Origin of the sequence: Lysinibacillus sp. CNPSo 3705 (genome assembly GCF_028674935.1) — a bacterium.
In the GTDB taxonomy this organism is placed as follows: Bacteria; Bacillota; Bacilli; order Bacillales_A; family Planococcaceae; genus Lysinibacillus.
The window spans coordinates 1-25,602 of the sequence record NZ_JAQZSD010000063.1 but is presented as its reverse complement, the minus strand read 5'-3'; the positions used below and the strand labels follow the sequence as shown (position 1 = coordinate 25,602).

Genomic DNA, 25,602 nt, shown 5'->3' with positions numbered 1-25,602 from the left:
CTATCCATTTATACAATTACCCAGTAATTTTGATTATGAAGTTCATGGATTTTTTGAAAAACATAAACTAAAACCTAATGTGAAGTTTACATCTACAGATGATTACACAATAATTTCTATGGTTGAACGAGGTTTAGGTATAAGTGTCTTACCTAAATTAGTTTTAGAGGGATATAAACACTGCAAAATTCAAACTCTAAATTTGGAGCCGCCTTGTTTACGAAATTTAGGAATTGCAATACCTTCAATAAAAAAAGCGTCACCAGCCGCAAAAAGATTTATAGAATATTCCCAACGAATTGTTTTTAACAAAATTTAAATATATGTTTTTTCCCGAAATTAAAATTACCATTACTATCCTGGTAAATAAGAAGAATCCTTCAAACTTTTATCAGGTAGAGTTGACTTTATACATGCTAATTATGGTGAGATCTTCGTAGGTATCCATGTTAATCCCGTATCAAATACTGATGCAAAAGGTACCGAAACATACTACGCTCTTCAAGGCAGCCCAAACATGAAATTCTTTATGAAAATGGATTTCGGTTTCCGAAAGTATCAGAAGAAAAAGGAAGTGTACTTTAATACCCGCTGTTCCATTTGGTTAAAAAGGTATTTAGATGAACGAGAGGATAAGGAACCTTGTTTGTTTATTACGGACAGAAGGCCAAAAAGGAGGATGGGCATTGCTAATTTAAAGATATATTATCAAGCGCATATCTAATCGAGCTGGTATAAAAAAAGAGTATACATCCACATCCAATTAAGACACTTATATAGAATTGGGTGTTTTTTTGTTATAGGGCCAGATTGTTGAATAACAACTTTTTATTAAAGAATTCCAAACGAAACTTTGGGAATGTTTCTATGGTTTTATTCAATCTAATTAATTCTAGCAGCCCGCATGCTAAATCTAAAAATAAAAATAATGGTACAATATGGTATATATGAATTTATTTTAGGGGTGATTAAATGCATACTAAAACAGAAATATTTCAGGACATTGTAGACATTATATCAAACGATTATGCGGGGTTTTTAGATAAAAAGCATATTAACTGTCCCAATAATTATCGTATTACAGATGAAATGGATGTAGTAGAGTTCGTACAAACCGTACAAAGTTATTTATTAGATTTTAAAGATGGTCATCTTATATTTACTAAAAAAAACAATACAATTCCGTTTAAAGGATTTAAAGTAAATCGTTATAAAAATGCACTTTATGTAACAGAGCTTCAAGGCGAGCAACGTTTGCAAATTGGGGATGAAATTTTAGCTTTGGACGGACGCTCAATTGAAGAATTTGCAAAAGAGCATTATAAATTTTTAACTGACAGTATTCATGAAAGACAATCATGGAATGTAGCTTTAACGCTTGTGGATTCAATAAAAATCCAACGAAATCATCAAATATATGAAATCGATTTAAAGGAATACCCGAGACCTTCTTATATTCCTGAATATTCATTTAAACAGTTAAACTCAAATACAAACTACATAAAAATTACGGATTTCACACAAAGTGAACCAATTCAAAAAATCGTGGAAGATAATTTTAAAGGATTAAACGAAGCACCTAACTTAATTATCGACGTACGCCTAAATTTAGGCGGAAATGATTTATTTTATTCCCCACTTTTAGAATATTTATTTGATAAAAAAATAAACGCCTCAACACTGTTCGAATCAGATGAAGTTTCGTATATAAACTTTACAGAAAAAAATTGTAATTTATGGATTACTACTTTAAAAAATTATTTACAACAACCGCTAGATGCAGAAACAAAACAATGGATTGAAATGGAAATTGAAAAATATCGAACTTATAGCGGGCAAGGACTGTTATCACTTAATCAAGAAGTCGACTTTATAATTAATGGTAGAGAGTATCCCAAAAATGTGTATATTTTATCCGATGTTACTTGTGGTAGCTCGGGCGATACATTTGTAAAAAACGCAAAAAAATCGCCTAAAGTAACGGTCGTTGGAAGAGCTACAAAGGGCATTATCGATTACTTTAATGTTGTAACAAAAGATTACGGTGATTATGCATTTGTATATAGTACATCTAAAATGCACGAAAAATATCATTGTAATGAAACAGGTGTATTACCACATATTCATATTCCTTGGACACCTGAACATTTGAAAAAAGATGTAGATTTAAATTACGTATTAAATTTATGTCAGTCGACTGTATAATAAATTAATTGATATACAAAATAACGTTCCCAAATGAAAGTTAGGTAATAGAACAAAAAGGTACGAATGTTGTTTATATCAACGTTCGTACCTTTTTGGGAATAACGATATTCCATAATCGGGCGCAATTGTTGAATAAGCATCGCTTTTGTTCTTCAACTCCCATGAAAGAACTTAGTCATCTTTCATTTTCTGTGGTGAAGTGCTGATTTTTGAGCTACATGGATGGCTGACTGGGCAGGTTAGTTAAAGAAAATAATTATTAAAATTTGTTATAAACACAATGATATATTCGAAGCCTTTTGGATAAAGGATTTAAGTTTTAGTATATGTACTAAAACTTTTGCAAGAGTTAGCGTCAGAAAAATGCGGATTTACAACGTTAAGAAATATGCATAATTTTATTCATTAAAGTCGATAGTGCTGCAGTGTTCCAAATACCACTAAAGCATTGCTATAAATTACTTTTGAAGAAAGTACATAAAAACATGTATAAATAATGTTCAAAAGGAAAGCCACGTGTAGCTTTATAAAAAAGTTTGATCATTTATAATAAAGATTGATTAAAAACATCTCACCTCTATAGATTTTTAGAGGTGAGGTTTTTTTATTGGAAATTTATGATAATATCACTTTAAGATTGTGAAGAAATGTACTTAAACTCCCATGAAAGAACTTAATCATCTTTCATTTTCTGTGGTGTAGCGCTGGTTTTTGCGCTACATGGATGGCTAACGAGGCAGGCTTGTTGAAGAAGAAAATATTATTATTTATGCAATATGCTTTTACAATAACTAAAGGATTATTCGGTGTTGGACTAGATTGACAACCTAAACTATTTTTTGTTATCCTTTAAAAAGCAACTATGAATTTAATGAAATTTCGTATAACTCCAATGATATGGTTTGGAGGTCTCTACCAGGAACCGTAATTCCTGATTACGAAGAAAGTACAAATCTTGTACTTCTTCGTAATCAGGAATTTTTTATTTCTGTATTTAATTAAAAAATTGAAATTGAGACAGGGGGACCAATAATGAAAATAAAAAATATAACCGTATTTTGTGGTTCAAGTGAGGGAAAAAATGCCTCTTATTTAGAAGCAGCTAAAGAACTGGGAAGAGAGTTATCTTCACAAGACAGAACATTAATTTACGGAGGCGCTCAAGTAGGTTGTATGGGGGCTATAGCTAATTCAACATTAGAAAATAAAGGGAATGTAATAGGAGTTATTCCTCAAAAATTAAAAGACGTTGAAATTGCACACGAAGGGCTTACAGAACTACATGTCGTTGCTACTATGCACGAAAGGAAAGCAAAAATGGCATCTCTATCGGACGGTTTCATTGCTCTTCCTGGTGGTGTAGGGACTTTAGAAGAGTGGTTTGAAGTTTTTACTTGGGCACAACTAAGTTATCATCAAAAACCATGTGGATTATTAAACGTTAATGGATTTTATGATCCTCTATTGTCCATGATAGATCATACAATTCAAGAAGGGTTTATGAAAGAAACATACAGGGATTTGATAATTGTAGATACCGACCCAAAGAAGCTGTTAGAAAAAATGGACGCTTATAAGTACTCATATCAAGTAAAGTGGCAATAAGCCAATTATAAATAGGATTGTCTTATTTTTATTGAACTTTCTTTAATAAAAATAAGGTAGCCCTTTTCTTATGTGACTATAAGGTAGCATTCCCGCAATACGTTAAGTGAAAAATAAACAAGTTTGTGAAAGAAACTATCGGGTTGCTTTACTTGAAGACCATTGAGCTGTTTGAACAGCTCTTTTTTCTTATTGTACTCCCATGAAAATAAAACTCTTCAATTTCGGGATAAAGACGACACGAAAGCAGACGCAGCTCATTTGTTTTTTAAAATTTGCAGCGTCAAAATTAGGAAAGAATTATTTTTTGGATTAGGAGGCATCCAGTTCAACGATTGTGACGTTATACCCTAAATTTTCAAGTCTTCGAACTGAATATCGTACAATAGATTGTTCTTTTTGCTTGTCAAAGTAATCTTCACCTAAGTCTACGTACATTTCTTTGCGTGTTAAGAGATAGTAGGCGATTCTTAAAATTGCATGGGCAACCATATTCCTGCTCGCTTTTTACCTTTTCGTGAAGCAGTTCGTCTATACATTGCACCCAGGTAGGTTTTGGATCCTCTGACAGAATGAGCAACTTCTATTAAAGCTGATTTCAAGTATTTGTTTCCTTTTTTCATGTTAGTTGATTTCCTTTTACCAGCACTCTCGTTGTGTCCAGGTACTAGCCCTGCCCAGGAACATAAGTGAGCCGCACTGGGGAATTGCTTCTCCACGTCAGTTCCGACTTCTGCTAAGATTTGCTCAGCCATTCGAGTAGCGATGCCATGAATGGCAATCTTTATTATAAAAATCAAACTAGATAAATAAAGAACCAACTGTTTTGATCAAACTTTGTTTCAAAACAGTTGGTTTCTTTCTGTATAAAATCAGCGTTTGCAACTTACTTTTAATCGAACTTTATTCAAAAGCTACAGTTTGGACTTTTTTTACCTTCTCTTATCCATTTCATTCAAGACTTTTTCGCCATCTTTTGAAGACATATTAGTATACAATGAAGTCGTTTTTATATCTGAGTGGCCTAATTGATCTCGTAATAAAATTATATCTCCACCGCTGCGGATAAAATCTACTGCAAACGAGTGTCTTAATTTATGGGGACTTTTACTACTTTTAAAAAAAGCAGAAGTATATTTATTAACGATGTTTTGAATTGCTCTTCTGGAAAGGGGTCTTGCAACGCCGCCATAGACACTCACAAAAAGGAAGGGGGATTGCTTAGCTCCTGGATACTTGGTTTCTCTAATACCCAAATAACGCTCTAAATCCTCTATGGCGCTTTCTAGCACTGAAACTGAATCTGGCTTATTGCCTTTTCGTACAACATCTATGTATCGACTGTGCAAATGTATATTGTTCATTTCAATACTGGCAATTTCTCCAACACGCATACCGGTACCTAAAATTAACGAGTTAATAGTCAAATCACGAACCTTATCTCGTTCACATCGGCTTTTGGCTTCTGCAGAAGTTAATGTCTCACTATAACCATTCTCAATGAATTTAAGATATGCTGAAATATCATCGTCATTTAATATAACTGCGTTAAGATCACGGGCTCTACGGCTGGCCGTTTCTCCTTTTTTATGCGTTACAATCTTAGACATTACATTTCGATAGAAATAACATTCACCATCTTCATCCTCGGTTTCTTTGGTTAGATAATTGAAAAGGGACTTTAAAGCTTGAATCGATAAGGCGACAACCGCTTCGCCGCGATACTCAGGTAATTTTAAAGCTTTTGGTTTGCCTTCAGTATCATCTTCTTTTTTCGAAATATCTTCGTTACGTAAAAACTGAATATACATTTCTATTGTATCTTTCCGCATTCTATCTAATTCAGAGTAGGGGATAGCAGCCACATCCTCAGCTTCCACAAGACCCTCTGTGAGCAACCAACTAAAGAAGTGTTTATATCTATAGAGATACTGTAAAAGGGTGTCAGGAGACAATCCTGCAGTTAATTTTGATTGTATATATTCCTTAACATAGAAGGGCATAGTGTCACAATGTTTTTCTAGTAATTTACGTATATTTAATTTCTCAGGTGTTATAGCCATTTATAAAAACACTCCATCCTCTTCAATTGTTCACAAAATACAATTTTAACGAACATTCGTTCTTATTTTTTTATTTTATTGATACCTTAGATACTACTCTATCTAAATTGACATATCCCACATTATCTACAAACTGAAAACCTTCCTCAACCAATGCTTTAATTAAAGGTTCCTTTTGATCTTCTTCATCGTTTATATCTGAAAGTAAGTAGAAACTAACTCCAAAGTTTTCGGACAAAATTTTATTAAGTAATTTTAGTTCAAAAGGGGTGAATTCCCCATTAACTCCATAGACTTTTTGCAATTTTTCGGTTATAAGGGTAGCAAATTGTATTACTTTATCATAATCCTCCTGTTGGTAGTATCTATAATTTAATAATGATTTGTGTTGTTGCTTTCTTTTTTTAATATCTTTTATGTAAAGCTCTTTCTTAAAATCAAGTAGGTTTAGCTTTTCTTCTATAGTTTCTTCTTTGTTTACAGTAAATAACTTTTTTAATACACTATTCAATTTTATACACTCCTCTAATTTAAATATCCGTAGATTTTTTACAGAGCTATTAAACTCCATATCCTCAATATTATATTCTGTAACTTGGATATAACACACAATATTGTGGAATCGAAGCTTTTCCCTTACCAATTATTCTTTGATTACTTATTGTAATGTAGCTTTGTATTAATGAAGGCCCTCTGTATTATGTAATAGTTCTGGAGCTATATCTATTGTCTTTTTCAAAATAAATTCCCTCCAGTCTATTTTCTAACTATTTTTCATATAAACTAGTATCGCACCTTTGACATACCCCTTACAAACTTACTTATAAATTTCAAACCACTACTCAAATCGATCAGGTACTGAACTATGTATAAGAAAGGTGCGAAATTAGTTTAGTAGATTAATTTGAGTAGTGTTAGTATTGTCCAGGAGAAATAAAAGACATTGCTCCTCATCTAACGCCAAACCTTGTTCGGATACATTAACAATATTATTCTTTAAAAGATAATTCATTGCTTCAGAAAAAATCATTAGAAAATCCGGTGTTACTTTATCATTGTATAGATGTAGCTGTTCATAATCCTTTTGTAATTCTTCAACAGATTGATAATTTTGTTTTTTACTATAAATCAGCAATAGAATTAATGAGCCTTGATTAAATTTGGGGATAGGGGACCAATAATCAGAAATCATTGTAAATAAATCATATGAATACCTCACCATATTTTAATACCTGCTTTCATTAATCTTCCAGTATATCTATATCTAATCGTCCTTTATCATAATCAGCTATGATCAATACATTCGTTAATGGACTTAGATGACCGATATCACTTTTAGGTAACAGATCACTTACCAAAGCTAATTTTGTTGTGACTTTAAATACTTTACTTTGTTTTTTCTCAAATGCCTGCAGGAGATCTTCTGTCAATTCAATATCTTCTAATTTAACTGGAATAGTAAATGATGTAGTCATTAATAACACAGCCTTTCTGTATAGTTTTCTATTTTTGCCTTTTCCAGCTGCTAATTTGATTCTGACAAACCTCTAATTCCTTAAGTAAAATTGATTTAATCTGCTTATTAATATCGCTATATTCATTTTCTAAAAATGAAATACTTTTAATTAAATTTTGCTGTTCTTCCATAAGTGCTAACAATTCAAGTGACTTCATATTCGCCTCCTAATCGCAATAAGATGAACTATCTGTACTACCAGATGTAAAGCTACTTGAATGGGAGTAATCTGTTTGTGAACAAATAGTGTGTGATGAGGTTTCTGAAGCGGTTTCAGATAGTGCTGAACTGTAAATGATATTGCCCATTGTATTTGAATTACTAGAACCGTTAACAAGTGTTCCTGAAGAGTTATGTTTTATATTGCGCTCCGTTGTATTTGAAGTCTTATTTGACCTAGGGCTAAATTTTATAAACTCAGGCTCTTTGTAACCCTCAGCACGATAAAAATCATCATATTCTTTTCTTCTTTTATCAATTCTACGCTGTGGCAGCTCTGCTAAATAATTAATGAATTTTCTTAACATACATTTTTCTCCAATTCTTCATTTTCTATATCAATTCTCGATTTTGTTTTATTAATCTAATTTTACTACATTTAACCTTTGATTGTTCGTTAAATTTATATTTTGTGAACAATCACTCTAGAACTTTCCCTAGACAGGAATTTCCTAACAAAAATTAGAATGTCTAAAAGTTCTTGTCTTTATTTTTGACATGAACCTTTAGACAAATTAATAAGAATGCTTATCAAAAAGTACTTTGAGTGTCCGGAAGTTTTTGTCCATGACATCTGAACAATGTTGACTTAACTGATTAAGGACTTTACATGTAAAAAGATACCTTAGTAGACATTCAGTAACTTATTAATAGTCTTAAGCGTTTTATATATTATCTTGTCAATTTGCAAATCTAATTTTTACTAGAGATAATAAGACTTTCATGAATTGATGATCTGAAATTGTTATAGTTGATATAAAAATGTAAATTTTACAGTTCACATAATACATGTTATAGCTAATATCTACACATTCTGTATAATAAATAGTAAACAATTAGAAATTTACAACTACTATATTCCTGCTTTAAACGTACATCTGTACTTATACGAAAGGACTGATTTAATGTCATTATCTGTAAAAGGTATTACCATGAAAGAAAGATTACAAAATGCGCGAAAACAACATAAACTTACTCAAAAAAAAGCCGCTGAAGATATTTTTAATATTCCTTTGGGGACTCTTTCGGGTATTGAAAGTGGTCGAATTACCCCACCTATTGAATATGTGTGTATTGCTTGTTATAAACTACTTCAAAGGAGTACCCTCGAACGTTTTATTACATTAGATTGGGCAAAAGCACTACTAAGAAAGAAATCATATCGACTTAGCTATATTTTTGAAGATGAAGAAGATCTCTTCGAAACAATAATTAGCTTAAGTCGTACATATCCAGGTTATATCCTTTCACCTTCACTTGTTGTTGAGTATCGTAGAGACCACGTAGGGTTTGTTATGCCTTCTTATATAGACCGTATTCCTGTTCCCCCTACTTCGCCATTAGTTAATACTCATTTTTCCAATGAGCGAAAATCAATTAACTATAAAGGTGAGAAACCGAATAATTGGTCTGAAATAATACATGCATTTTTAGATTTGAAATCTTTACACGATAAAATGGGTAATATCTTAAATAAAATTGACTATCTTCAAAAAGAAATTCAATTTCAAACGAATGAAGTAAAAAATTCAAAAGAAAACGTACAAGATTTTAATGACCTTTTTATATATGAACTACAGTTAAGAAATGAAATCTCAATTATTTTATCCAAACTAACAGTGGATGAATTAGAGCAAGTTAAATCTCTTCTATCCTCTTTTGATATATTTGAATAAAGTTAGCTTAATTACCAGGGCATGAATTAATTTGATGATTTTTTAGAGATAATTTGGGTGTTTATGTTTTTTTATTAAAATTTTGCTACGTTTATTTTTACTTATTTTTTTGACTATGGTTTATAAAAACTAAAATTTGACAATAAACAGTGAATCGAGTATCATTATCTTACATAAAATATAACATTAATATAAAATTGTATTAATAATTTCTATTTATGAAAGTGAGTGATACTTTATGCTAAATGATTTACTTTGGTTATATGGAACTAAGCGCCAATATGATATGCAAAAAGAAAATGGATTGGCTGGAATCATAGGGATTCTAGTTACGTTTTTAATAGTTTGGCAGTGGAACGATTGGTTCTACCCCATTTTTGAATCGGTGGGTTTAGTTTCAATTGCTAAAAAAATCGGCTTAAATACTGGTACACCAATTCATACGACTATTAATGTATTGGGTCTAATTGTAGGATTGATTTTAATATTCTTTATCCTTGTTGCCATTTCAACGTTTTTAATCTTATCTATGCTGAATCTGTTTGGAAGCAACTTTAATAGCAATCGCCCTACTCCTTTGCAATACGCCTTTTCATTACTTTTATTACCTTTGATGATTGTGATTTATCCTATCTTTAAGTTAATGAAAGGACTTAAAATAATTCGTCCTGATTCTACCGAATCTTTTAAAGAACTAAATAAGGAAATCATTCATGGATCTTCATCATCTATTGAAGAATCATATACAGCAGTCTTTGTTTCTCAAGAACAAAAAGATGATGTTACCGCAAATAGAACTGTCATATCTCAAAAAGAAGCTATATCAACTTTAAACAGAGCAATTGCATCCCTAGAGGACATGAGCGACTATGTATTTGCATACTCAGATTCCGATAAAACGTGGTATCTACTAACACCTAACCCAATACCACCCTATGCTTCAAAAATTTTAGTGGAGTCGTCTCCACAGAAAACACCGTATAATTACGAAGAACTATATGAAAGATTCGTTAATAACACAGAACAAATAGCAGATTTTTATGTGCCCGCTTCTAAAGTCGATATCTTTTGGGATGAAAATTCAAACCATATAACATTAGACGTTACAGATAAAGGTAGTGGTTATATCTTTAATTGCACTAATGCAACGAAGTTTGAAAAGTTGCAAGGTAACTCAATTGAAAAACTTTATAAAAAGGCAACTAACAAGTTCCATTTAAATCATTTAAGCTCACGTGCGCATGTTTTAAGTTATGCCTTACCATTAGCTTATCCAGAAGAAATAGAACGTTATAAATCACCTGTTACACCTTCCTATTATCGTGAATTGCAAAAGGTTCCATATATCGATGCATTTGCTCCTTTATACCGAGCAGATGTCATTCAAGAAGTTAAAAATGCTGCAGCTCGTAACAACAAATGGGCCATTGATTATCTAACAAACCTACAAAATTAGGAGTGTGTAATTTGAATTACAAATATAGAAATTTTTCAAAAAAAGAACTAGATATTATTCTCTTGCGCTATGTTAATAAAACGGAAATCGCAAATCAATGGGATACCATGCTTAAACGACGTAAACATCACAATTTGCCTTATTCTCATACGATTATGGATATACTCTCAGTTAATGAATGGGAACCCGTCCATCAACATGCACTCATATTGCTTGCAGAATATTGCTCTTTACACAATGTATCAACTAATGAGGTACCAAAACATATCGAAGAGGACTATCAAAAGATGTTGATACGCTATGTAATGGAACCTTTCGTAGATCATGTTATCTCCGTGAGGAAGTATGATGAATTTCGTCGCAATCATAGTGAGTTACACTTGCCGCACCCCCAAAAAATCATTAATAATTTTGGGAGCTGGAATGATTTCCGTGAAGCAATGAATTTATCAAAAAACAGCACTGGTAATCCTGTTACATTTACAGATGAGAAACTGTTAGAAATATTAGATAAGCACCAAGCATTTTTTACTACCCAAGAAGTTTGGGAGCAGCACATACGTGAACATAAGTCTAAGACCAATGAAAACCTACCCACAATGAATTGGATTAAAACCCGTTTAGACAGAGAGACTTTGCTCAAATATAACAACACGCTTCACCGTACAGAAACAGAACTACTTAGAGTACTTAAAGAGCATAGCCATGCATATATAAATGGCGTTACCTATTGGACTGCATATGCTAAAAAATATGGGTTACCTAGCTACATCACATTTGTTCGTAACCTTACTGATGAACAAATAAATGGTGTGTTAAAGCTAAATAATTAATACAAGGAAGCGGCCTGTGAAAAGCCGCTTCCTTTTCAAATCATCCATGAATCTGAGGATCGAATGGTACAACATGTACAGGTGTACTTAGCCACTTTTCGAATTTTTTATTTGCAACTTCTTGCATACAAAAATTTAAAAACTCAATAGTATCAAGCCTGTCCCTTTCTGATAACAGGTCACCTATTATTTCACGAACTTTCTGCGTTTCATATAATGGAATTTGAAATTGTTTCTTTATAGTATCTACAATTATAGGAATTTCACCTTTGTCGAAGTATTCAAAAATACGTACTGTCGCTTCTTCCTTTGTTAGACTTAAAGTTGAAGGATAAAATTTTTTCATTCGGATTAACTCCCGTCTTCTTATTTTTTATATTAAGTTTTCTAACTTCTCACAAACTGCGAAACTACCTCTTACCTCAATTAATCTGAAATCTGGATATCTAGACATATAATCTTCCACCAAGCGATGCATTTCTTTTTTATCGTTCTTTGCCTGTTCGAAAATCCAGCAAGGTAGAAGGACCTTGTTTGGTACATTATTCATCACTACTTAACTTTTCTTCATAAATTCGTTCCATTTCTTTCTACTCTTTTTATTATTTAAAATCAGAAACGGTACTAGCAATATAATGAATACAACAATTAGTTTTTTCATCTTTAATCCGCTCCTTTATTAATTATTTAATTTAATATTTTTATACGCACATTCTTAACTCCCCAATTAATTGCTTGAGTTTCAGATTGGACAAATATATCTATCTTATTACCTTTAATTGCACCACCAGTATCCGCGGCAACAGCTATTCCATAGCCTTCAACCCAAACTTTTGAGCCAAGCTTAATAACAGACGGATCCACCGCAATTACTTTTAACTCAGGGTTTGAGCGTAAATCAATACCAGTGGCAGATGTACCCGAACACCCCTTACAATACGCGGTATAGGCAGTTGCAGTTACATAAAATTCATGACCGCTTGCTGGCTCTGTTAAACCGAGTGATATATTCGATGTATTTGCTATATTTGGAACACTTGGTATACTAGCCGTACTAGCATTACTAGGGACGCTAGTAACACTAGGCACTATAGTTTTAGTACCTACTGCAACCACTTGATTCTGCGGCTCTTTTACAACTTTTTCAGATTGTAGATTTTTAGCTACAACTTGACCGTTCTCTTTTATGATTTCATACGTTTTAGTCATTAAACCTTTTTGCCCTGCTGTTACAACTTGTTGTTTTCCCTCTTGCAATGAAGCATCTTGCTTCTTTTCAATTGTGAAATCTAAAGAGTCTTCCACTACATCAATAACCTTTTCTACGCGAACTACTGTTATTTTTTTCTGCGGAGTGATTACGTCCTTAAGGTTATTCTCGACACGATCGAATTCATTTAGTTGAATTCCTTGTTGTTTTAAAAAGTTAGCGACCGTAGTCGATGTGGACCATACCTGTCTCTCGTTTACGCCATCGACAAGCGATACTTGAAACGCCTTTTGAATATCGATCCTGTTGTCTGCTCCTATTTCTGTATCTAGACCTGGTGCTAGCGAGTCATGCTCTGATACTTCAATATTTGCTTCTTTTAAAATGTCTTTCACGTGTGTTTCAGTTGTCCAAACTTTTAATCGATTTCCGTCAACTGAAATAGTTACTTCTTTTGCCTGTTCCCATGAAATTGCTAAGCCGTTAACAATTTTGGTAGTTAGGGGGGGTGATATTTTGTCATGCTTTGCAACGTCTATATTTTGATCGTGTAATAATTGTTCTACAGTTTTGGCATGTGTTGTTACTTCGATTGTTTCTCCGTTCGCATCAAACGTTACGTTTTTTTTAGAACCTTGATAAAGTACAAATGAAATTACAGATACAAACAGGACAAGTGAAATAATTCTTATCACTGTTCGCTTACTCTTCAATGTTCCTATAAAAGACTTTTTCATGGAATTATTAGAGCTGACTTTTCAGGTTAAGTTTTAAATTTGAAAAGTAGGACATAACGTTTTCAAGTACACCTTCAATTAATAGGTCGCTATTAAATTTTTCGTTTAGTAAGACCCCTCTAAGTACTTGGGGTTTTCCAACACTCAAAATACGCCCCACTCTTTTTCTACATTTGCCATGTATGTTTCTATATTCAGAGTATTGCATGTAAACATTTCTCCCTTCATTAGTATATCTTTATCATTTGTTTGAGAGGCTAACTGGATAGGCTAATGTAATCATGGATAATCAAAATAATTTCACTTGTATTGTTTGAAAAATTCAATTGATCAGAGTTAGATTTTTGTAATGTCCATCTAAAATAAAGACCTGTGGCGAAAACCCCTAATATCGTTCAAATTGCAAATCCTTTAAAAATTATTCACACTATCATTCACTGTAAAACAGTTCCTTTCCTTTACAGAAGTTATAAGAACTCAATGTAATCATCAGATTTAATAATCATTTCCGTAGAAGGTTTATCTTTTTGATATTCATTTTTCCTTAAGAGTCCCATTGCTAATATCTCTTTGTTTAGAAGATCTTCATCACGATAAGAAAAATGTTTAAAATACTTCTCAAAAATGACTAAAGTAAAGAAATAGGCATTCGAAGCTAAATTAATAAACCATACTTTTTCACGTCTAACTACCTTCTGTACTACACCATAAATAAAATAAGGGACTTCAAGTGTATCTCCCTTCCAAAATAGGTTATGAGCAGTTTCATAATGACAAATTAGCTTAGAGATCGGTATCTGATTACCTTTTATTGAGATAACAATACTGGCCAATAAATCTGGACTAACGCTTTGATATAACTTCTTAATACTTTTTAGGGAGGACAAAGATGAGGGAGTCTCAGGCTTTTCCTTAATTAATTTTTTATCAATTTCAGGAGGTGGTTCTTGTTCCTTTTCACCAATACCTCGATTAACTTCTTTGGGTACATAATCAGGATCAAGCTTATCCATGTTTAATCTAACTACAAACTCCCTTATTCCTTGAGCTCTTAACGCTTCCTGATATTCATTTACTTTAGATACGGTATCTTTAAAAGTTAGTTTTTTCGCAAACCCGCATGACTCCTTATGAATTGAGTTTGCTTTACCACTCGTTTTAAAGTGGGGCGAGTTTAATACATCGCCTTTTACAAAATGGACCGGTACTTTGCAAGTAGGATCCATACAAAAGAGAATCATCCCATGCCTTGTCGCCTCGTATTCCTTTGCTGTGACCAATTTTCCATCAGAAAGAAGTGCTGAGTGCATTTTTTACCTCCTTTTATTTATTTGATTGATTAATTAAGCTCAAACTTTCACATAGATATTTTAAATTTTCACAAGACGAGGATGGTATGCCTTACCATTACCTGACTCACCAATAACTACTTCATTTCTTTCTTTACTGAAGGCCTCTTTAAAAATTAAACTTACATTAGGTTTCCTGACACCTGTAGCAAATGGGAAAAAGGTAGATATGCCTCTTTTCCATTTGCCATTTATATTCTTAAAAATTTCATAGTCAGATTGTTTAACTTTTAACTGTTCTATTTTCTGAAGAAAAATAATTAAGTCTTCACTAATTTCAAAAAATGAATTTAATGAATTTCCACCCTTACCAAGACTTCCTTCAAAAAATTCACCTTTGATCTGCTGTTCGTTCATGTTTATCCTCCTTAAAAGTATGATTAATAGAATAAAACAAAAAAAACTGTCGAAAAAACATACGAAATGTATGTTTTACTCGACAGGTTGTTCCCGTTCAAATATAAAATTAATCAAGTAGTTTATGTGATTAATTTTATCAATTATAACTGGAAATAACAACAATTGTTTACTGTTCAGTTGATTTATTGAATGCTTCAAAAAAGTCTACAAATGAAGAATCGATTAAATAATAATATTTATTTTTAGTTCCATCTACAGTATATCGCTTTAATTTTACTTCCACCTTTATTGTATTTCCTGTTGCATAGTTGAATACGACTGTATACAACCTTTTATCCTTACGAATATAGCTAATCGATTCAAAAGTACCTGACTTTTCTATGGAGCTCAATAATTTATTTTTTGCTTTTACCAATTCTTCATGATTTTCGTATTGTCTAACAAATTCTACGTATGAATTTACATCAAAGGTTGTTATTAGCATATCTATATTTTTTTCTTGAATCGCATACTGTAGTTCAGCAAATATCATTTCTTGTAAGTCATCTTCCGGAAGCTTTTCACCGTTAAAATTATCTCTAACAAAATAGGGGAAGTTTTTAGAATCAACTTCTCTTGGTAATGAATTTTCGATAAAGTTTAAAATTTTTTCGTTATCTTTATAGTCTATTTCTAAATCAGATACCCTTTTTTCAACCCATTTTTGATTTTCATGCAATACTTCTTTTTCTTTTCCTTTATAAGCAAAGTAGAAAAATAACGTAATACATATAATTATAAAAACTAGTATAAGTAGGGTACAAGAGAATTTACGTTTATTCATATTGATCATCCCTTTTGAAAAAATCACCCACCCCATAAAGGTAGGTGATTTGCATAATATTAAATTGGTACATAATCTACTGGATTCAATACATTTGCGTTACTTTTTAGCCGACTCCCTTTGTGTAACTCGAAATGTAGGTGATACCCTGTTGAACTACCGGAGGTACCCATTAATCCAATTGTATCTCCTTGTTTCACTTTTTGACCTTCTGTAACGAGTATTTTATTTAAATGTGCATAAACAGTTTCGTATTGCACTCCATTTACAGAAACTTTTAACCAAATATAATTACCCCAACCTCCACCGCACTTACTACCTAACTTACCTTGAAGCGGACATCCACCCCTAGCAGCTGTAATAACACCATCTGCAACTGCAAGTACGGGTGTATTTGCGTCGTTAGCAAGATCAACTCCATAGTGGAATGTTCCCCATCGAGCACTGAAAGGCGAGGATATACCCCCAGCAGTAGGTCGAATAAAACCATTTTTCACATTTAACGGAGGCTTCTCTCCTGTACCATTTGAATTAACTGTCGCCGCATCTTTAAATTCTTTAGCCTTTTTATTAATTAAAGCTACATAAGAATCTGAATGATTGTATTTCCTTATAGCGCCGTCTGGGTTACTTGAAAAGTTATTCTTTGATAGATAATATGCAGCTGAATAAATAGCATCTGCAATATCCCAAGGGCTCGCTTTGCCATTACCATCCGCGTCTATACCGTATCCACCATATTTTTTTATAATAGCCGGATTATATAGATCTGATGCAGACATCTCAGTATGCCCATTGGTACCTTTACACCCTGGGTACCCCCATCCATGCCAAGTACATCTCATGAACTGCATGTGGCCTTCTGCTCCAACTGAGGATATCATAGGCTTAGCAGTGGAGAATCTCGTTTCGACCCAATGAAATGCCGCTAAGTAATACCAAGGAACACCAAATTGTTGCTGAGCCCCTAAGTAATACTTCATAAATTCTGCTGGGACGTTACTACCTGGTGTTACATCCACATCCCCGCCAAATCCACTATATTCATAATCGCCTGTAAGGGTACCATTTTTCCAAGCTGCGTAATTCACTCTTCCTCCGGTTGATTGATAAAATACTTCGATTAATTTAAGATCTTCTACCCCCATCTTAAAAGGTTTAGCGAATAAGCCATTCTCAAATCTTGTATAATCTTCAGTAGCGTTTTCATTGGCTATCCATGTTGTAACACGCGTTTCAGTCGTTGTTGTTGTTACCGACCTAACTGTATTACCTTCATCATCCGTTGATACACTTTCAGATGATGTTGTTTCAGTTACCCAATCACCTACTACTTGTTCTGGGGTTCCTATCATAATATGATCCCAAGCATCTACCCTAACGAGTACTTCTACATTAATCACATCATTTGATTCTGTAGTGGTACAAACACCATCTGTACATACCGTGGTTATGGTTTCTATTAATCCTTGCTTAGTTTTATAGGTGAATATTGGTTTCAATGCCTCGGCAATATCATACATCGCTTCTTCAATATCTATATTATTATGTTCAGAATAATAGATTTGAACTGCAGCAATAATTAATTGAAAAGGAATCTTATATTTTTGTTGTTCTGGACGCTCTGGATCAACAGTTGTATCAGCTGCAGCAATAGCATATTCTCTTACTAACCCGGCATCTTCTCCTAAATCATCATCTTCACTTAAAATAACTGTTGTTATAATAAATATAAAAATAATAACAAGCAAAATCCCTACAATAGCAAGAAGATAGGGACCTAGCACCGTGGCTAGGAATCCCATTATTGCTTTTATTGCACCTGCAAAGGCTTTTACTGCCACTTTAGCAGCGTTTTTGGCGACCTTTTTTACTAATTTTTTTGCTTGTTTAGACGATGCCTTTTTAATTTTTTCTTTTGCTACTTGCGATACAGTTGGTTGTTGTTCCTCATTGTTTGAATGATTCATCTAAACATACACCTCTCTCTGTATCAAACAACTAGCCTAATATGCCTTGTTTTCTTCTGACTACATCTAATTGATTTCGACGGTCTGCCGAACGCATTGCTCGTTCTGTATGACGTGAGAACATTAAATGCTCTGGTAGACTTTGAGTAACCAAACCTGAAACTCCACGACTATCGTAAAATGTTGCCGTTTGATTATCTAGTACATTACCAGCAACCTGTTCTCGTTGATTAACTTTACGAGACCCAATTGATTGATCTTGCATTGTAACTGTTTGTGTAACGTTATTAACCGTTTGTATTTCTTGAGTAACTTTTTGAGCAATTGAACCCTGTCCAACCGTTTTAATTGCCTGTAACTGGCCATTACTTACTTCAACTGGAATTGTAACTAAGTCATTGTTATTCAAGCGGGCATCTCCTGCATAGATAGGAGAAATACGGTAGGTTTGTCCATCCTTTTCAGCTGTTACATATTGACGTCCTTTCTCTACAATTACTTGAGGATTTGACATACCAGATGCCGAAATATCCTCTGTAAAGAAATTCCCTGCTTCAACCCTTTGATTAAATACAGGTGCTTCAGTACGTTTTACTGATGCATTATTTCGTATAGTATTAGGATTTGCTAATAAGCTATTGTGTGAAGAATTCACCTCAACTGGTGTTTGAATCTTCGCTCCTCCACTATCAAGGCGATATGTAGAAGGACCTCCTTTTGCACCTGATACTACAACTAAAGAATCTCCATCTACTGTAAGATCCTGATACACAACCTCACCATTTTTCAAAGATTCAGTACCAGCCCCCATACGAGAAACCGTCATAATTTCACCACTATTCGTTCTTACCTCTATATGTGATGAATCGCGTGTAATAACTTGTCTAATCGCTCCAGGAGCTATTTGTGTATTTCCATGATCATCTACAGTAGTTTGAGCCATAGAAATAACTTCAGATGGTGAAGAAATTTGTTGTTGTACTGCTTGCGTATAAGGAGATGACATACTAGTTGCACCGCTTTGTGCTAACTTTAATCCTGTTCTACCTAGAGCTAATGCCCCGGCAAAACCGACTGCATTTGTAAATCGTTGCTGCGCCAATGCTGCGTCTCCGCCATTTTGCGCAATATGTTCGTTAGCATATCCAGCTCCAAAGCCATTTATTGCATTAGAGATAGCCTTTAATAATTGTCCATCATCCTTGGATTGAGTAAATGCTGCATAACTCATATTTGCCCCCGCTTCAAAACGTTGACCCATATTTTTTAAAGCATTCAACCCGGCAGCACCGCTTAAGAAAGCTTTTGCTGTAGAACTTGGAAGAGGCTGGATAGAACTATTGATTGCATTTGAAAATTCAGGAGTCTTTAACGAAGATACATGACCTGCGTATACCTCTTTTTCCTTTTGTAACCATTCTTGTCTCGCAACATCTTCAGATACACCAACTGGTCTATTCTGAATAAATTCAGCTCCTTGCTGTGCAGTTTTAGCATGAGCAATACTATTAGCTAGTAAAGAAAGATTAGGTTTTCCCGCTTCATTTAATAAAGAAGCTCCTTGAACATTTGCCATTCCATCCTTAGACGCTTGAAGTAATTTACTTGTATCACCAATACCAATATGTTGTTTGGCAGAAGCACTCATAAATTGAGCTACAGCATCTCTAGATACATCTCCACTTGCACCTACATTCGCAGATAAGAATTTTTGGCCATCATTTAAAAATTTGGCCTTAACATCGTTGATACGGTTTTGGAACGCCGCTTCTTTCCGTTGATTAAACTCTTCAGATGACTCTCCCGTTAATTGAGGACTTTTAGTCGTATAATCTTGCATAAATGTCTCTCTATTATCTTGAGCCCACTGCTTCGCCATACCTTCGGCTGATGCATTAACTAATTCCTTTCCATTTCCGATATCCTTCGCAAACTTTTTAGCCGACTTAATATGTCCAGTAGCTGTAGATAGATATTCAGCTTCTTTTTGTTTTTTTATATCACCATATTTTTTCTCTAGTTCTTGTGGTGTAGCATTAGGGAAGCGTTCACGTAAATCATCCATGACTTTATCTTTGTTTACTTTTGCCCAATCATTTGTGTAGTGTTTACTCAATCCTTTTGCAAGGGATTCATCATCACTCTTACGGTTTTTCATTGAAGCAACCGCATCTTTTCCAGCCTTTAGTCTAGAAGTAGTTAAAATTGCAGCCGCACTTCCTGCTCGCCCTACATTATTACCCGTAATTTCACCTAGTTTTGCTCCTGCCTCTGCTAATGCAATTGCTCCGGCAGGTCCTAGTCCCGAACCAGCAACCGCTCCAGCCATTCCAAAGACAGCCTTACCACTTCGACTCATTAAATCTCCGGCTTTTAACATTTTACTTGTCATAGAGTTTGCAAAACTTTGTTCCTTGCCACCTGTAATAGAACCTGATTTCGGTTCATCTGGCGATTGATTACCCTCTTCTTTTTTACCATCTCTTAAACCATTTGAACCTCTTCGTAGGCCTTGTAATGTACTGGATACTGATTTACCATCCATGGCACCTTTAACTGCTCCAGCCATTCCTGCTAAAGCACTCATTCCAAACATAGCTCCCGCTTTTGAAAGATTGCTTTGCATGCTACCGCCCATACCTAGTAATCCTTTAAGAGACTCCGAAATTGGTATGAAAATTACGTATACTATAATGGTCTCAATTAATCCATTTGAAGATACGGACAATACCGCGATTGTCCAAAAGACCATTGCATGAACAGCTTGAACAAATATACTTCCTGTTAATTCTTTAAACCAAGTAGCAGTGACGGATTTAAGACTAGGCATCATCCAGAACACTAACATTAAAGGGCCCATCCCCATTAAAATAATCAATGTTACTCGACGCATCATATAATAGAAATTCGCCCATAATGCCAAACCTAATAAAACAAGATTTATAGCAATTTTCCCAATTACACCTTTAAACTCAGATTCTTTATTATCCACGTCCATTTGTTCTTGAATAGTATCTAATTGAGAATCATGTGTACTTGCAAATAGATTTATTACTCCATCATTTATTTGGAATAATAATTCGTAAAGAGTGGGAAGAAAAAATAACATCATACCTACAAACATAAGGTCTTTAATAAAATCCATAACCTCATTTCGTCTACTTGCATTAAATTGAGAGCTAGATATTCTCATTCCTCCGATAACTATAAAGGCAACAAAGAAGATACCCGCTAATGTCATTAGCATTAAATATATGGGGGAGAATGCATTAGTTAAATCAGTTTCATGGAATGTTGACCATATCAGCGGCTCTCCATCTTCTTCAGCATTGCCGTAAACTAAATCTTTTAAGGATGATAATCCAGTAAACGGTTGAATAAAGCTTTTATATAAAAAGGTTAATAAGCTTTCAAATATGGCAAGTATCTTCTCACCAATAGCTTCAAAAACTGAACCCATGTATCCATCTCCTTTCATTAGAATAGAATTAAATGATTCTTAAGCGTTAGCAAAATCCCGACGTTTACGAGATTCCGCTAATACCGCAGCATTTGATTCAATAAACTCTAAATCGCTAGTTGATGGATCGGTTCTTAAATGCACAGAAGATTTTCCAATACGTAAGATACATTCACCTTTTTCCGGATTTTCAAATATTAATTTACGCTCACCACGAGTTAAATTAAAGTTTTTTTCAATTGCCGAAAGGTCAACTGAGTTTTGCTCAAAGAACATAAATGTATACGTATTCTGTAGTACCCCACGTGCTTTTTTAGACTCCAGAATACGAATAAAGTCTTGAGAAGCTATACGGAAACCTGCATTACGCTTACGAGCACGGCGCGCCATTTTCTCAGAAAATGATACTGTTTGCTCGTTATCCACCATTGTCCAGAATTCATCTGCATATACAACTTTTTTCTTAAGTTCATTATCAATATTTTTGACAAAGTACTCCCAAACATAATTAAGAATTACATGGTATGCAATTGGTCTAAGATAACCTTCCTCCATGTTTTTTAAATTAAAGTTCACTAATTTTGTTGTGTGGATGTTAACATCTACATCTTTACCAAAATAGGTTTGTCCATCAAATATTGGCTTTGAACCGTCAGAAAGGAATGGACGAATTGTCGCCAGTAAACGTTCAGCTTTTGGCTCATTTTCATATTTCTCAATTAAATAATTAAAAACATCCGTTAACGTTGGTTCTGGTTTTTTTACTTTTGTTTGAATGATTCTTCCATTCTCTTCTGTAGCACCTTCTTTAAATAGCGAAGATGGATGTGTACGATACTCGAATCTTTTATCTACTGTATAAAGATGGGTAAGAGCTTCTTCTGTATAATTTCGCTCGAATACATCCAACCCTGAATCTTCCTGGTTTTTACCTCGACATAAGATATCAAAGAAATCTGTTGCTTCATTAATCTTCTCCCGAATCGGTACAAATTGAATGAATTTTTGACCATCCTCACGCTCTATTACAACACGCTCATCACCGTCTTCTAGCTCATCCAATTCCTCATCATCTTCATCATAAGGAATTGTAGTTACATGAATTGCGAGAGGATTAATTCGAATTTTACTGTCTTCTGATAGGGTAATATTTACACCTTTTAATCGTTTTACAATTCGAACGTATTCCCCTTCAACATCTATTAAACGAGAATACACATTCATTCCTGTAGTTTCCCTCGATAAAAGTAGTTTCATAGCAATTGATTTACCAGAACCAGCAATACCTAAAATCGCCATATTATAATTAGGCGGTCTAAATTCTTTAGTACCAAAAGCATTGTAAAACTCTTTTTGACCAGTTCTCATATTGTTCCCGATTGGGATTCCGCCATTAAACTTTCCACTACCACTAATAAAAGGAGCAAATGTTGAAAGCGCTCGACGATCGATATTTCTCAAAGAGTCCGGCAATTCATTTTTCCCAAGGGGTGAATTTGACCGTATTCCCTTTTTTACACGCCCCCAGGTTGAAACAATTTTTATAAAACTACCAGCTAATAAATCTTCAAGATATTCACGGTATTTATCTAATGACCGTTTGGAATCACCGTATAAAATTCCTGAAACACTAACATGGTATAGGTCATTCTCGTCAAATTGAGTTTCTTCAGCTAAAATCTCGTTATCCGCAATTTTTGTCTGTATATCTAAGATTTGATCCTGATTACCTCTTTTTGCTTGAAAGTGTAAATTTGATTTTAAAATGGTATTTTGCTTTTGTAGCATCCTTACTGCAAGTGACTTAGGAATCTTTTGAATGTCTATCATAACGTCGCATTCTCCACTTGCTACAATGTCATTAAGCCAATTAGTTTGTAATTTACGTGGATAGCCATCACGTGAAATATAGAAAGGTTGGAAATTGGTCTCTGTACCAAAAGATTGCTTGATAGTACCAGAATCATCACTTAAAGAAGTAATCCCTATTCCATCCGGAGCTATAACATCCCAGACAGTAGGCTTCATATTCAATATTGAATCTTCTTCTGTCATTTCTAGTTCAGGTGGTTCAACAGTGTTAGCTACATTTTTAGATCGATTGAAGAAGCTCTTCTTTGTTTTCGTTTCCTGGGTCGCTTTCTCTTGTTGCTTTTTCATTTTGAACATACTTTTCTAATTCTCCTTTCACTAAAGCTATTCGTCTTGGAGTTTGATCCGCTGTTACATATAAGGAAAGTTGTTCTTGATTTTCAACATCTTTATATCGGTTTACTAAAGCTCGCTTACGATTAAAGGCGTAATAACACAATTCAACAATTCCATCGGTTGATAGCATTTTGACATCCATTTCACCGCTTCTTAAATGCTGTCGCGCTGCTTGAATCCGACGATGTAGTTCATTAAAGGCCTTATCCAGGATAGTTTCTTCTAATTCTTCTTCATCATCTGCTTTAATTTCCTTAACATCTACACGATAATTAAAGATAATGTAGCGCTTTGCTTCGTATCGAGGCGTCGATTTTTGCCAACGCAATAATTCTTTAATCATGTTCTCACCAAACTCTCTCGCTTCGTGATTTAAATCATCTTGCGATTGTAGAGTTCGTTTAATTTCTTCAATAGCTTCTGACAAATCCACGAAACGATTCTGTGTATAAATACGAACATCATATTTATTTGAAGCTATCCATGTTTCAAACGCTGTATCGATTATCTCTTGCTCTTCCTGATCTCTTAGATAGTAATTAACTGGTTCTACTTCAGCGATCATGCTAAATTCATTATCAATTCTCCGAATCATATGACCTTCAAAACCTAGAATATCGGGGAAAAGTAATCGAAATGGCGCTGCTTCTTCTTCATCCAAAGGTGAACTCGTAGTATTCTTTTTCTTATTCTTTTTCTTATTTAAGTTTTTATTTAAAGAGATTTCATTCGGTTTAACCTTCTTTTCTTTCCATGGGATGATTGGCTCCTTTACCATCCATCTATAAATTACATACATGGCCAAAACGATACCTCCGAATACCAGTACATCTACCAAAAATATAACTCCTTTCTCTTAAACACCTTTTCTCCACTTACCATATTGCGTGTGTTTTTGAAGTTTTATTAACATAAAATAATCTCTATTCATGTTGTATTTAGAAACTTTCGTAAAACCAAAGAAACCAACGATAAAGGCAATAGGAAGGATAGAGATAATGCAAATTATTAAAGCAGCAACCCATCCAGCTACGATGTTTACGAAAGAAAACAAAGGTTGAACATACGAATAGGTTATCGAAACGCCTACTCCTAAATAGATGGCTTGTCTTGTGGACAATACCCCCATTAGATTCTTCTGTTCGCTGGACATATCAACCGGGACCTTTTCTCTTCGCAATGTAAATCACCTCTTTGCTACTATTGATAAAACAGCACCTTCTTTTTTATAGAAGGTGCTGTAAAAATACATTAATTAATCGAGTTAACTTCCTAGACTGACAGCCCAGCCTGCAATATCCCATGCTTTATAGATAACGAACAAGCCACCTGCCGCAGTTACAAGCGCTCCAATACCTAAAGCTCGTTTTTGAGGATTCCCATTACTACCTGATAATGTCATAGCGCCGATAATAATCCAAAGTACTGACCATAATCCACCGAGACCCATAATAATGTATATTAGTTTTGTTAAACTACCATATAAGGTATCAGTTCCTTTGCCATCAATCGTTTTGGCATCAATACCAGCCTTACTAAGTGCTCCTTTTGCATCTTCTGCAAAAGCATGTGCTTGAATTAAAAATACAAAAGCTCCCGTTACCGCTGCTGATGTAAATGCTTTTACTTTTGAAGACTTCATAGCATTTGATTTAATTTTCATTTTTTCACCTCCATCAAAATAGGGACAAAAAAACACCCCGCTTTAAACATGACTTACCTCACTTATAGCTGTAGCTATAAGCAAAGTCATGTGAAAAGCGGGGTGTTCCCGTCTACTAATATTTAATTGCTATACATTGATATTAACCAATATGGAAGAAGTATGCAACGAAAATTTGATTTAATAATTTTCAGTTTATTATTCTTGCAATGATCTTATTTTTTAAATAATACTATATATCCAATG

At 34.0% G+C, this 25,602-nt stretch carries 25 protein-coding genes and 1 riboswitch; of the genes, 6 read left to right on the top strand and 19 right to left on the bottom strand.

All coding sequences use genetic code 11. From position 1 onward, the window contains the following. The 3 genes from PVA17_RS20310 to PVA17_RS20295 form a co-directional block, all read left to right on the top strand. Positions 1 to 319, top strand: a 319-nt coding sequence (locus tag PVA17_RS20310) for a LysR family transcriptional regulator substrate-binding protein (protein WP_274068761.1), incomplete at its 5' end; no start/stop codon positions are given. A gap of 653 nt (positions 320 to 972) precedes the next feature. Next, positions 973 to 2,205 carry a S41 family peptidase gene (locus tag PVA17_RS20300; RefSeq protein WP_274068760.1) on the top strand — a complete coding sequence of 411 codons (1,233 nt, stop codon included), beginning with the start codon at positions 973 to 975 and terminating at the stop codon, positions 2,203 to 2,205. Between the two features lie 862 nt (positions 2,206 to 3,067). Continuing rightward, positions 3,068 to 3,166, top strand: a riboswitch (purine riboswitch). Between the two features lie 80 nt (positions 3,167 to 3,246). Next, positions 3,247 to 3,813, top strand: a complete 567-nt coding sequence (locus PVA17_RS20295; protein ID WP_274068764.1) for an LOG family protein — start codon at positions 3,247 to 3,249, stop codon at positions 3,811 to 3,813. Between the two features lie 312 nt (positions 3,814 to 4,125). Here the strand turns inward: PVA17_RS20295 and PVA17_RS20290 are convergent, their stop codons facing one another. The 8 genes from PVA17_RS20290 to PVA17_RS20255 form a co-directional block, all read right to left on the bottom strand. Beyond that, on the bottom strand, positions 4,126 to 4,305 hold the full coding sequence (locus PVA17_RS20290) for a hypothetical protein (protein WP_274068765.1): 180 nt from the start codon (positions 4,303 to 4,305) through the stop codon (positions 4,126 to 4,128). Then, entirely contained in the window at positions 4,284 to 4,568 is a 285-nt protein-coding gene (locus PVA17_RS20285) for an IS110 family transposase (protein WP_274068763.1), read from the bottom strand. Before PVA17_RS20285 ends, PVA17_RS20290 begins: the two co-directional genes overlap by 22 nt. 177 nt (positions 4,569 to 4,745) lie before the next feature. Further along, positions 4,746 to 5,876: a tyrosine recombinase XerS gene (xerS, locus tag PVA17_RS20280; RefSeq protein ID WP_274068759.1), complete on the bottom strand. Its 1,131-nt coding sequence runs from the start codon at positions 5,874 to 5,876 to the stop codon at positions 4,746 to 4,748. Positions 5,877 to 5,946: 70 nt separating this feature from the next. Continuing rightward, a complete protein-coding gene (locus PVA17_RS20275; RefSeq protein ID WP_274068758.1) occupies positions 5,947 to 6,387 on the bottom strand; it encodes a hypothetical protein in 441 nt (146 codons plus the stop codon). A gap of 375 nt (positions 6,388 to 6,762) precedes the next feature. Next, positions 6,763 to 7,098, bottom strand: a complete 336-nt coding sequence (locus PVA17_RS20270; RefSeq protein WP_274068757.1) for a hypothetical protein — start codon at positions 7,096 to 7,098, stop codon at positions 6,763 to 6,765. A gap of 19 nt (positions 7,099 to 7,117) precedes the next feature. After that, positions 7,118 to 7,351: a hypothetical protein gene (locus tag PVA17_RS20265; RefSeq protein WP_274068756.1), complete on the bottom strand. Its 234-nt coding sequence runs from the start codon at positions 7,349 to 7,351 to the stop codon at positions 7,118 to 7,120. A gap of 28 nt (positions 7,352 to 7,379) precedes the next feature. Then, positions 7,380 to 7,550: a hypothetical protein gene (locus tag PVA17_RS20260; protein WP_274068755.1), complete on the bottom strand. Its 171-nt coding sequence runs from the start codon at positions 7,548 to 7,550 to the stop codon at positions 7,380 to 7,382. Positions 7,551 to 7,559: 9 nt separating this feature from the next. Next, the gene (locus tag PVA17_RS20255) at positions 7,560 to 7,919 is read right to left on the bottom strand and encodes a hypothetical protein (protein WP_274068754.1); all 360 of its coding nucleotides are present in this window, start codon (positions 7,917 to 7,919) and stop codon (positions 7,560 to 7,562) included. Positions 7,920 to 8,516: 597 nt separating this feature from the next. Between PVA17_RS20255 and PVA17_RS20250 the strand changes: the two genes are divergently transcribed. The 3 genes from PVA17_RS20250 (at position 8,517) to PVA17_RS20240 (ending at position 11,576) form a co-directional block, all read left to right on the top strand. Further along, the gene (locus PVA17_RS20250; RefSeq protein WP_274068753.1) at positions 8,517 to 9,287 is read left to right on the top strand and encodes a helix-turn-helix domain-containing protein; all 771 of its coding nucleotides are present in this window, start codon (positions 8,517 to 8,519) and stop codon (positions 9,285 to 9,287) included. A 238-nt stretch (positions 9,288 to 9,525) separates the two neighbouring features. After that, positions 9,526 to 10,743, top strand: coding sequence for a DUF502 domain-containing protein (locus tag PVA17_RS20245; protein WP_274068752.1), 1,218 nt, complete (start codon positions 9,526 to 9,528; stop codon positions 10,741 to 10,743). A gap of 11 nt (positions 10,744 to 10,754) precedes the next feature. Next, positions 10,755 to 11,576: a hypothetical protein gene (locus tag PVA17_RS20240; RefSeq protein WP_274068751.1), complete on the top strand. Its 822-nt coding sequence runs from the start codon at positions 10,755 to 10,757 to the stop codon at positions 11,574 to 11,576. Positions 11,577 to 11,616: 40 nt separating this feature from the next. Here PVA17_RS20240 and PVA17_RS20235 read toward each other — a convergent pair whose 3' ends face one another. From PVA17_RS20235 to PVA17_RS20185, 11 genes are all read right to left on the bottom strand, one after another. Continuing rightward, positions 11,617 to 11,922 carry a hypothetical protein gene (locus PVA17_RS20235; protein ID WP_274068750.1) on the bottom strand — a complete coding sequence of 102 codons (306 nt, stop codon included), beginning with the start codon at positions 11,920 to 11,922 and terminating at the stop codon, positions 11,617 to 11,619. Positions 11,923 to 12,263: 341 nt separating this feature from the next. Next, positions 12,264 to 13,523, bottom strand: a complete 1,260-nt coding sequence (locus tag PVA17_RS20230; RefSeq protein WP_274068749.1) for a resuscitation-promoting factor — start codon at positions 13,521 to 13,523, stop codon at positions 12,264 to 12,266. Between the two features lie 467 nt (positions 13,524 to 13,990). Then, positions 13,991 to 14,833: a hypothetical protein gene (locus PVA17_RS20225; RefSeq protein WP_274068748.1), complete on the bottom strand. Its 843-nt coding sequence runs from the start codon at positions 14,831 to 14,833 to the stop codon at positions 13,991 to 13,993. Positions 14,834 to 14,893: 60 nt separating this feature from the next. Continuing rightward, complete coding sequence (locus tag PVA17_RS20220; protein ID WP_274068747.1) at positions 14,894 to 15,229, bottom strand: hypothetical protein; 336 nt, start codon at positions 15,227 to 15,229, stop codon at positions 14,894 to 14,896. A 169-nt stretch (positions 15,230 to 15,398) separates the two neighbouring features. Continuing rightward, positions 15,399 to 16,055: a hypothetical protein gene (locus PVA17_RS20215; protein ID WP_274068746.1), complete on the bottom strand. Its 657-nt coding sequence runs from the start codon at positions 16,053 to 16,055 to the stop codon at positions 15,399 to 15,401. Positions 16,056 to 16,114: 59 nt separating this feature from the next. Further along, a complete protein-coding gene (locus PVA17_RS20210; protein ID WP_274068745.1) occupies positions 16,115 to 18,025 on the bottom strand; it encodes a peptidoglycan DD-metalloendopeptidase family protein in 1,911 nt (636 codons plus the stop codon). A gap of 31 nt (positions 18,026 to 18,056) precedes the next feature. Then, positions 18,057 to 21,485, bottom strand: a complete 3,429-nt coding sequence (locus PVA17_RS20205) for a TrbL/VirB6 family protein (protein ID WP_274068744.1) — start codon at positions 21,483 to 21,485, stop codon at positions 18,057 to 18,059. Between the two features lie 39 nt (positions 21,486 to 21,524). After that, a complete protein-coding gene (locus tag PVA17_RS20200; RefSeq protein ID WP_274068762.1) occupies positions 21,525 to 23,645 on the bottom strand; it encodes a VirB4 family type IV secretion system protein in 2,121 nt (706 codons plus the stop codon). After that, entirely contained in the window at positions 23,578 to 24,531 is a 954-nt protein-coding gene (locus PVA17_RS20195) for a hypothetical protein (RefSeq protein WP_274068743.1), read from the bottom strand. The genes PVA17_RS20200 and PVA17_RS20195 overlap by 68 nt, the downstream gene beginning before the upstream one ends. A gap of 18 nt (positions 24,532 to 24,549) precedes the next feature. Further along, entirely contained in the window at positions 24,550 to 24,873 is a 324-nt protein-coding gene (locus PVA17_RS20190) for a PrgI family mobile element protein (RefSeq protein ID WP_274068742.1), read from the bottom strand. 84 nt (positions 24,874 to 24,957) lie between these two features. Further along, on the bottom strand, positions 24,958 to 25,356 hold the full coding sequence (locus PVA17_RS20185) for a hypothetical protein (protein ID WP_274068741.1): 399 nt from the start codon (positions 25,354 to 25,356) through the stop codon (positions 24,958 to 24,960). Between the last annotated feature and the right edge of the window lie 246 nt (positions 25,357 to 25,602).

Excerpts from the sequence above, each read along its gene's own strand:
- PVA17_RS20205 (WP_274068744.1), bottom strand. The coding sequence starts at position 21,485 with ATGGGTTCAGTTTTTGAAGCTATTGGTGAGAAGATACTTGCCATATTT.
- PVA17_RS20285 (WP_274068763.1), bottom strand. The coding sequence starts at position 4,568 with ATGGCTGAGCAAATCTTAGCAGAAGTCGGAACTGACGTGGAGAAGCAA.
- PVA17_RS20215 (WP_274068746.1), bottom strand. The coding sequence starts at position 16,055 with ATGAATAAACGTAAATTCTCTTGTACCCTACTTATACTAGTTTTTATA.
- PVA17_RS20185 (WP_274068741.1), bottom strand. The coding sequence starts at position 25,356 with ATGAAAATTAAATCAAATGCTATGAAGTCTTCAAAAGTAAAAGCATTT.
- PVA17_RS20220 (WP_274068747.1), bottom strand. The coding sequence starts at position 15,229 with ATGAACGAACAGCAGATCAAAGGTGAATTTTTTGAAGGAAGTCTTGGT.
- PVA17_RS20300 (WP_274068760.1), top strand. The coding sequence starts at position 973 with ATGCATACTAAAACAGAAATATTTCAGGACATTGTAGACATTATATCA.
- PVA17_RS20210 (WP_274068745.1), bottom strand. The coding sequence starts at position 18,025 with ATGAATCATTCAAACAATGAGGAACAACAACCAACTGTATCGCAAGTA.
- PVA17_RS20245 (WP_274068752.1), top strand. The coding sequence starts at position 9,526 with ATGCTAAATGATTTACTTTGGTTATATGGAACTAAGCGCCAATATGAT.
- PVA17_RS20270 (WP_274068757.1), bottom strand. The coding sequence starts at position 7,098 with ATGGTGAGGTATTCATATGATTTATTTACAATGATTTCTGATTATTGG.
- PVA17_RS20260 (WP_274068755.1), bottom strand. The coding sequence starts at position 7,550 with ATGAAGTCACTTGAATTGTTAGCACTTATGGAAGAACAGCAAAATTTA.
- PVA17_RS20230 (WP_274068749.1), bottom strand. The coding sequence starts at position 13,523 with ATGAAAAAGTCTTTTATAGGAACATTGAAGAGTAAGCGAACAGTGATA.
- PVA17_RS20255 (WP_274068754.1), bottom strand. The coding sequence starts at position 7,919 with ATGTTAAGAAAATTCATTAATTATTTAGCAGAGCTGCCACAGCGTAGA.
- PVA17_RS20200 (WP_274068762.1), bottom strand. The coding sequence starts at position 23,645 with ATGAAAAAGCAACAAGAGAAAGCGACCCAGGAAACGAAAACAAAGAAG.
- xerS (WP_274068759.1), bottom strand. The coding sequence starts at position 5,876 with ATGGCTATAACACCTGAGAAATTAAATATACGTAAATTACTAGAAAAA.
- PVA17_RS20265 (WP_274068756.1), bottom strand. The coding sequence starts at position 7,351 with ATGACTACATCATTTACTATTCCAGTTAAATTAGAAGATATTGAATTG.
- PVA17_RS20290 (WP_274068765.1), bottom strand. The coding sequence starts at position 4,305 with ATGGTTGCCCATGCAATTTTAAGAATCGCCTACTATCTCTTAACACGC.
- PVA17_RS20235 (WP_274068750.1), bottom strand. The coding sequence starts at position 11,922 with ATGAAAAAATTTTATCCTTCAACTTTAAGTCTAACAAAGGAAGAAGCG.
- PVA17_RS20250 (WP_274068753.1), top strand. The coding sequence starts at position 8,517 with ATGTCATTATCTGTAAAAGGTATTACCATGAAAGAAAGATTACAAAAT.
- PVA17_RS20225 (WP_274068748.1), bottom strand. The coding sequence starts at position 14,833 with ATGCACTCAGCACTTCTTTCTGATGGAAAATTGGTCACAGCAAAGGAA.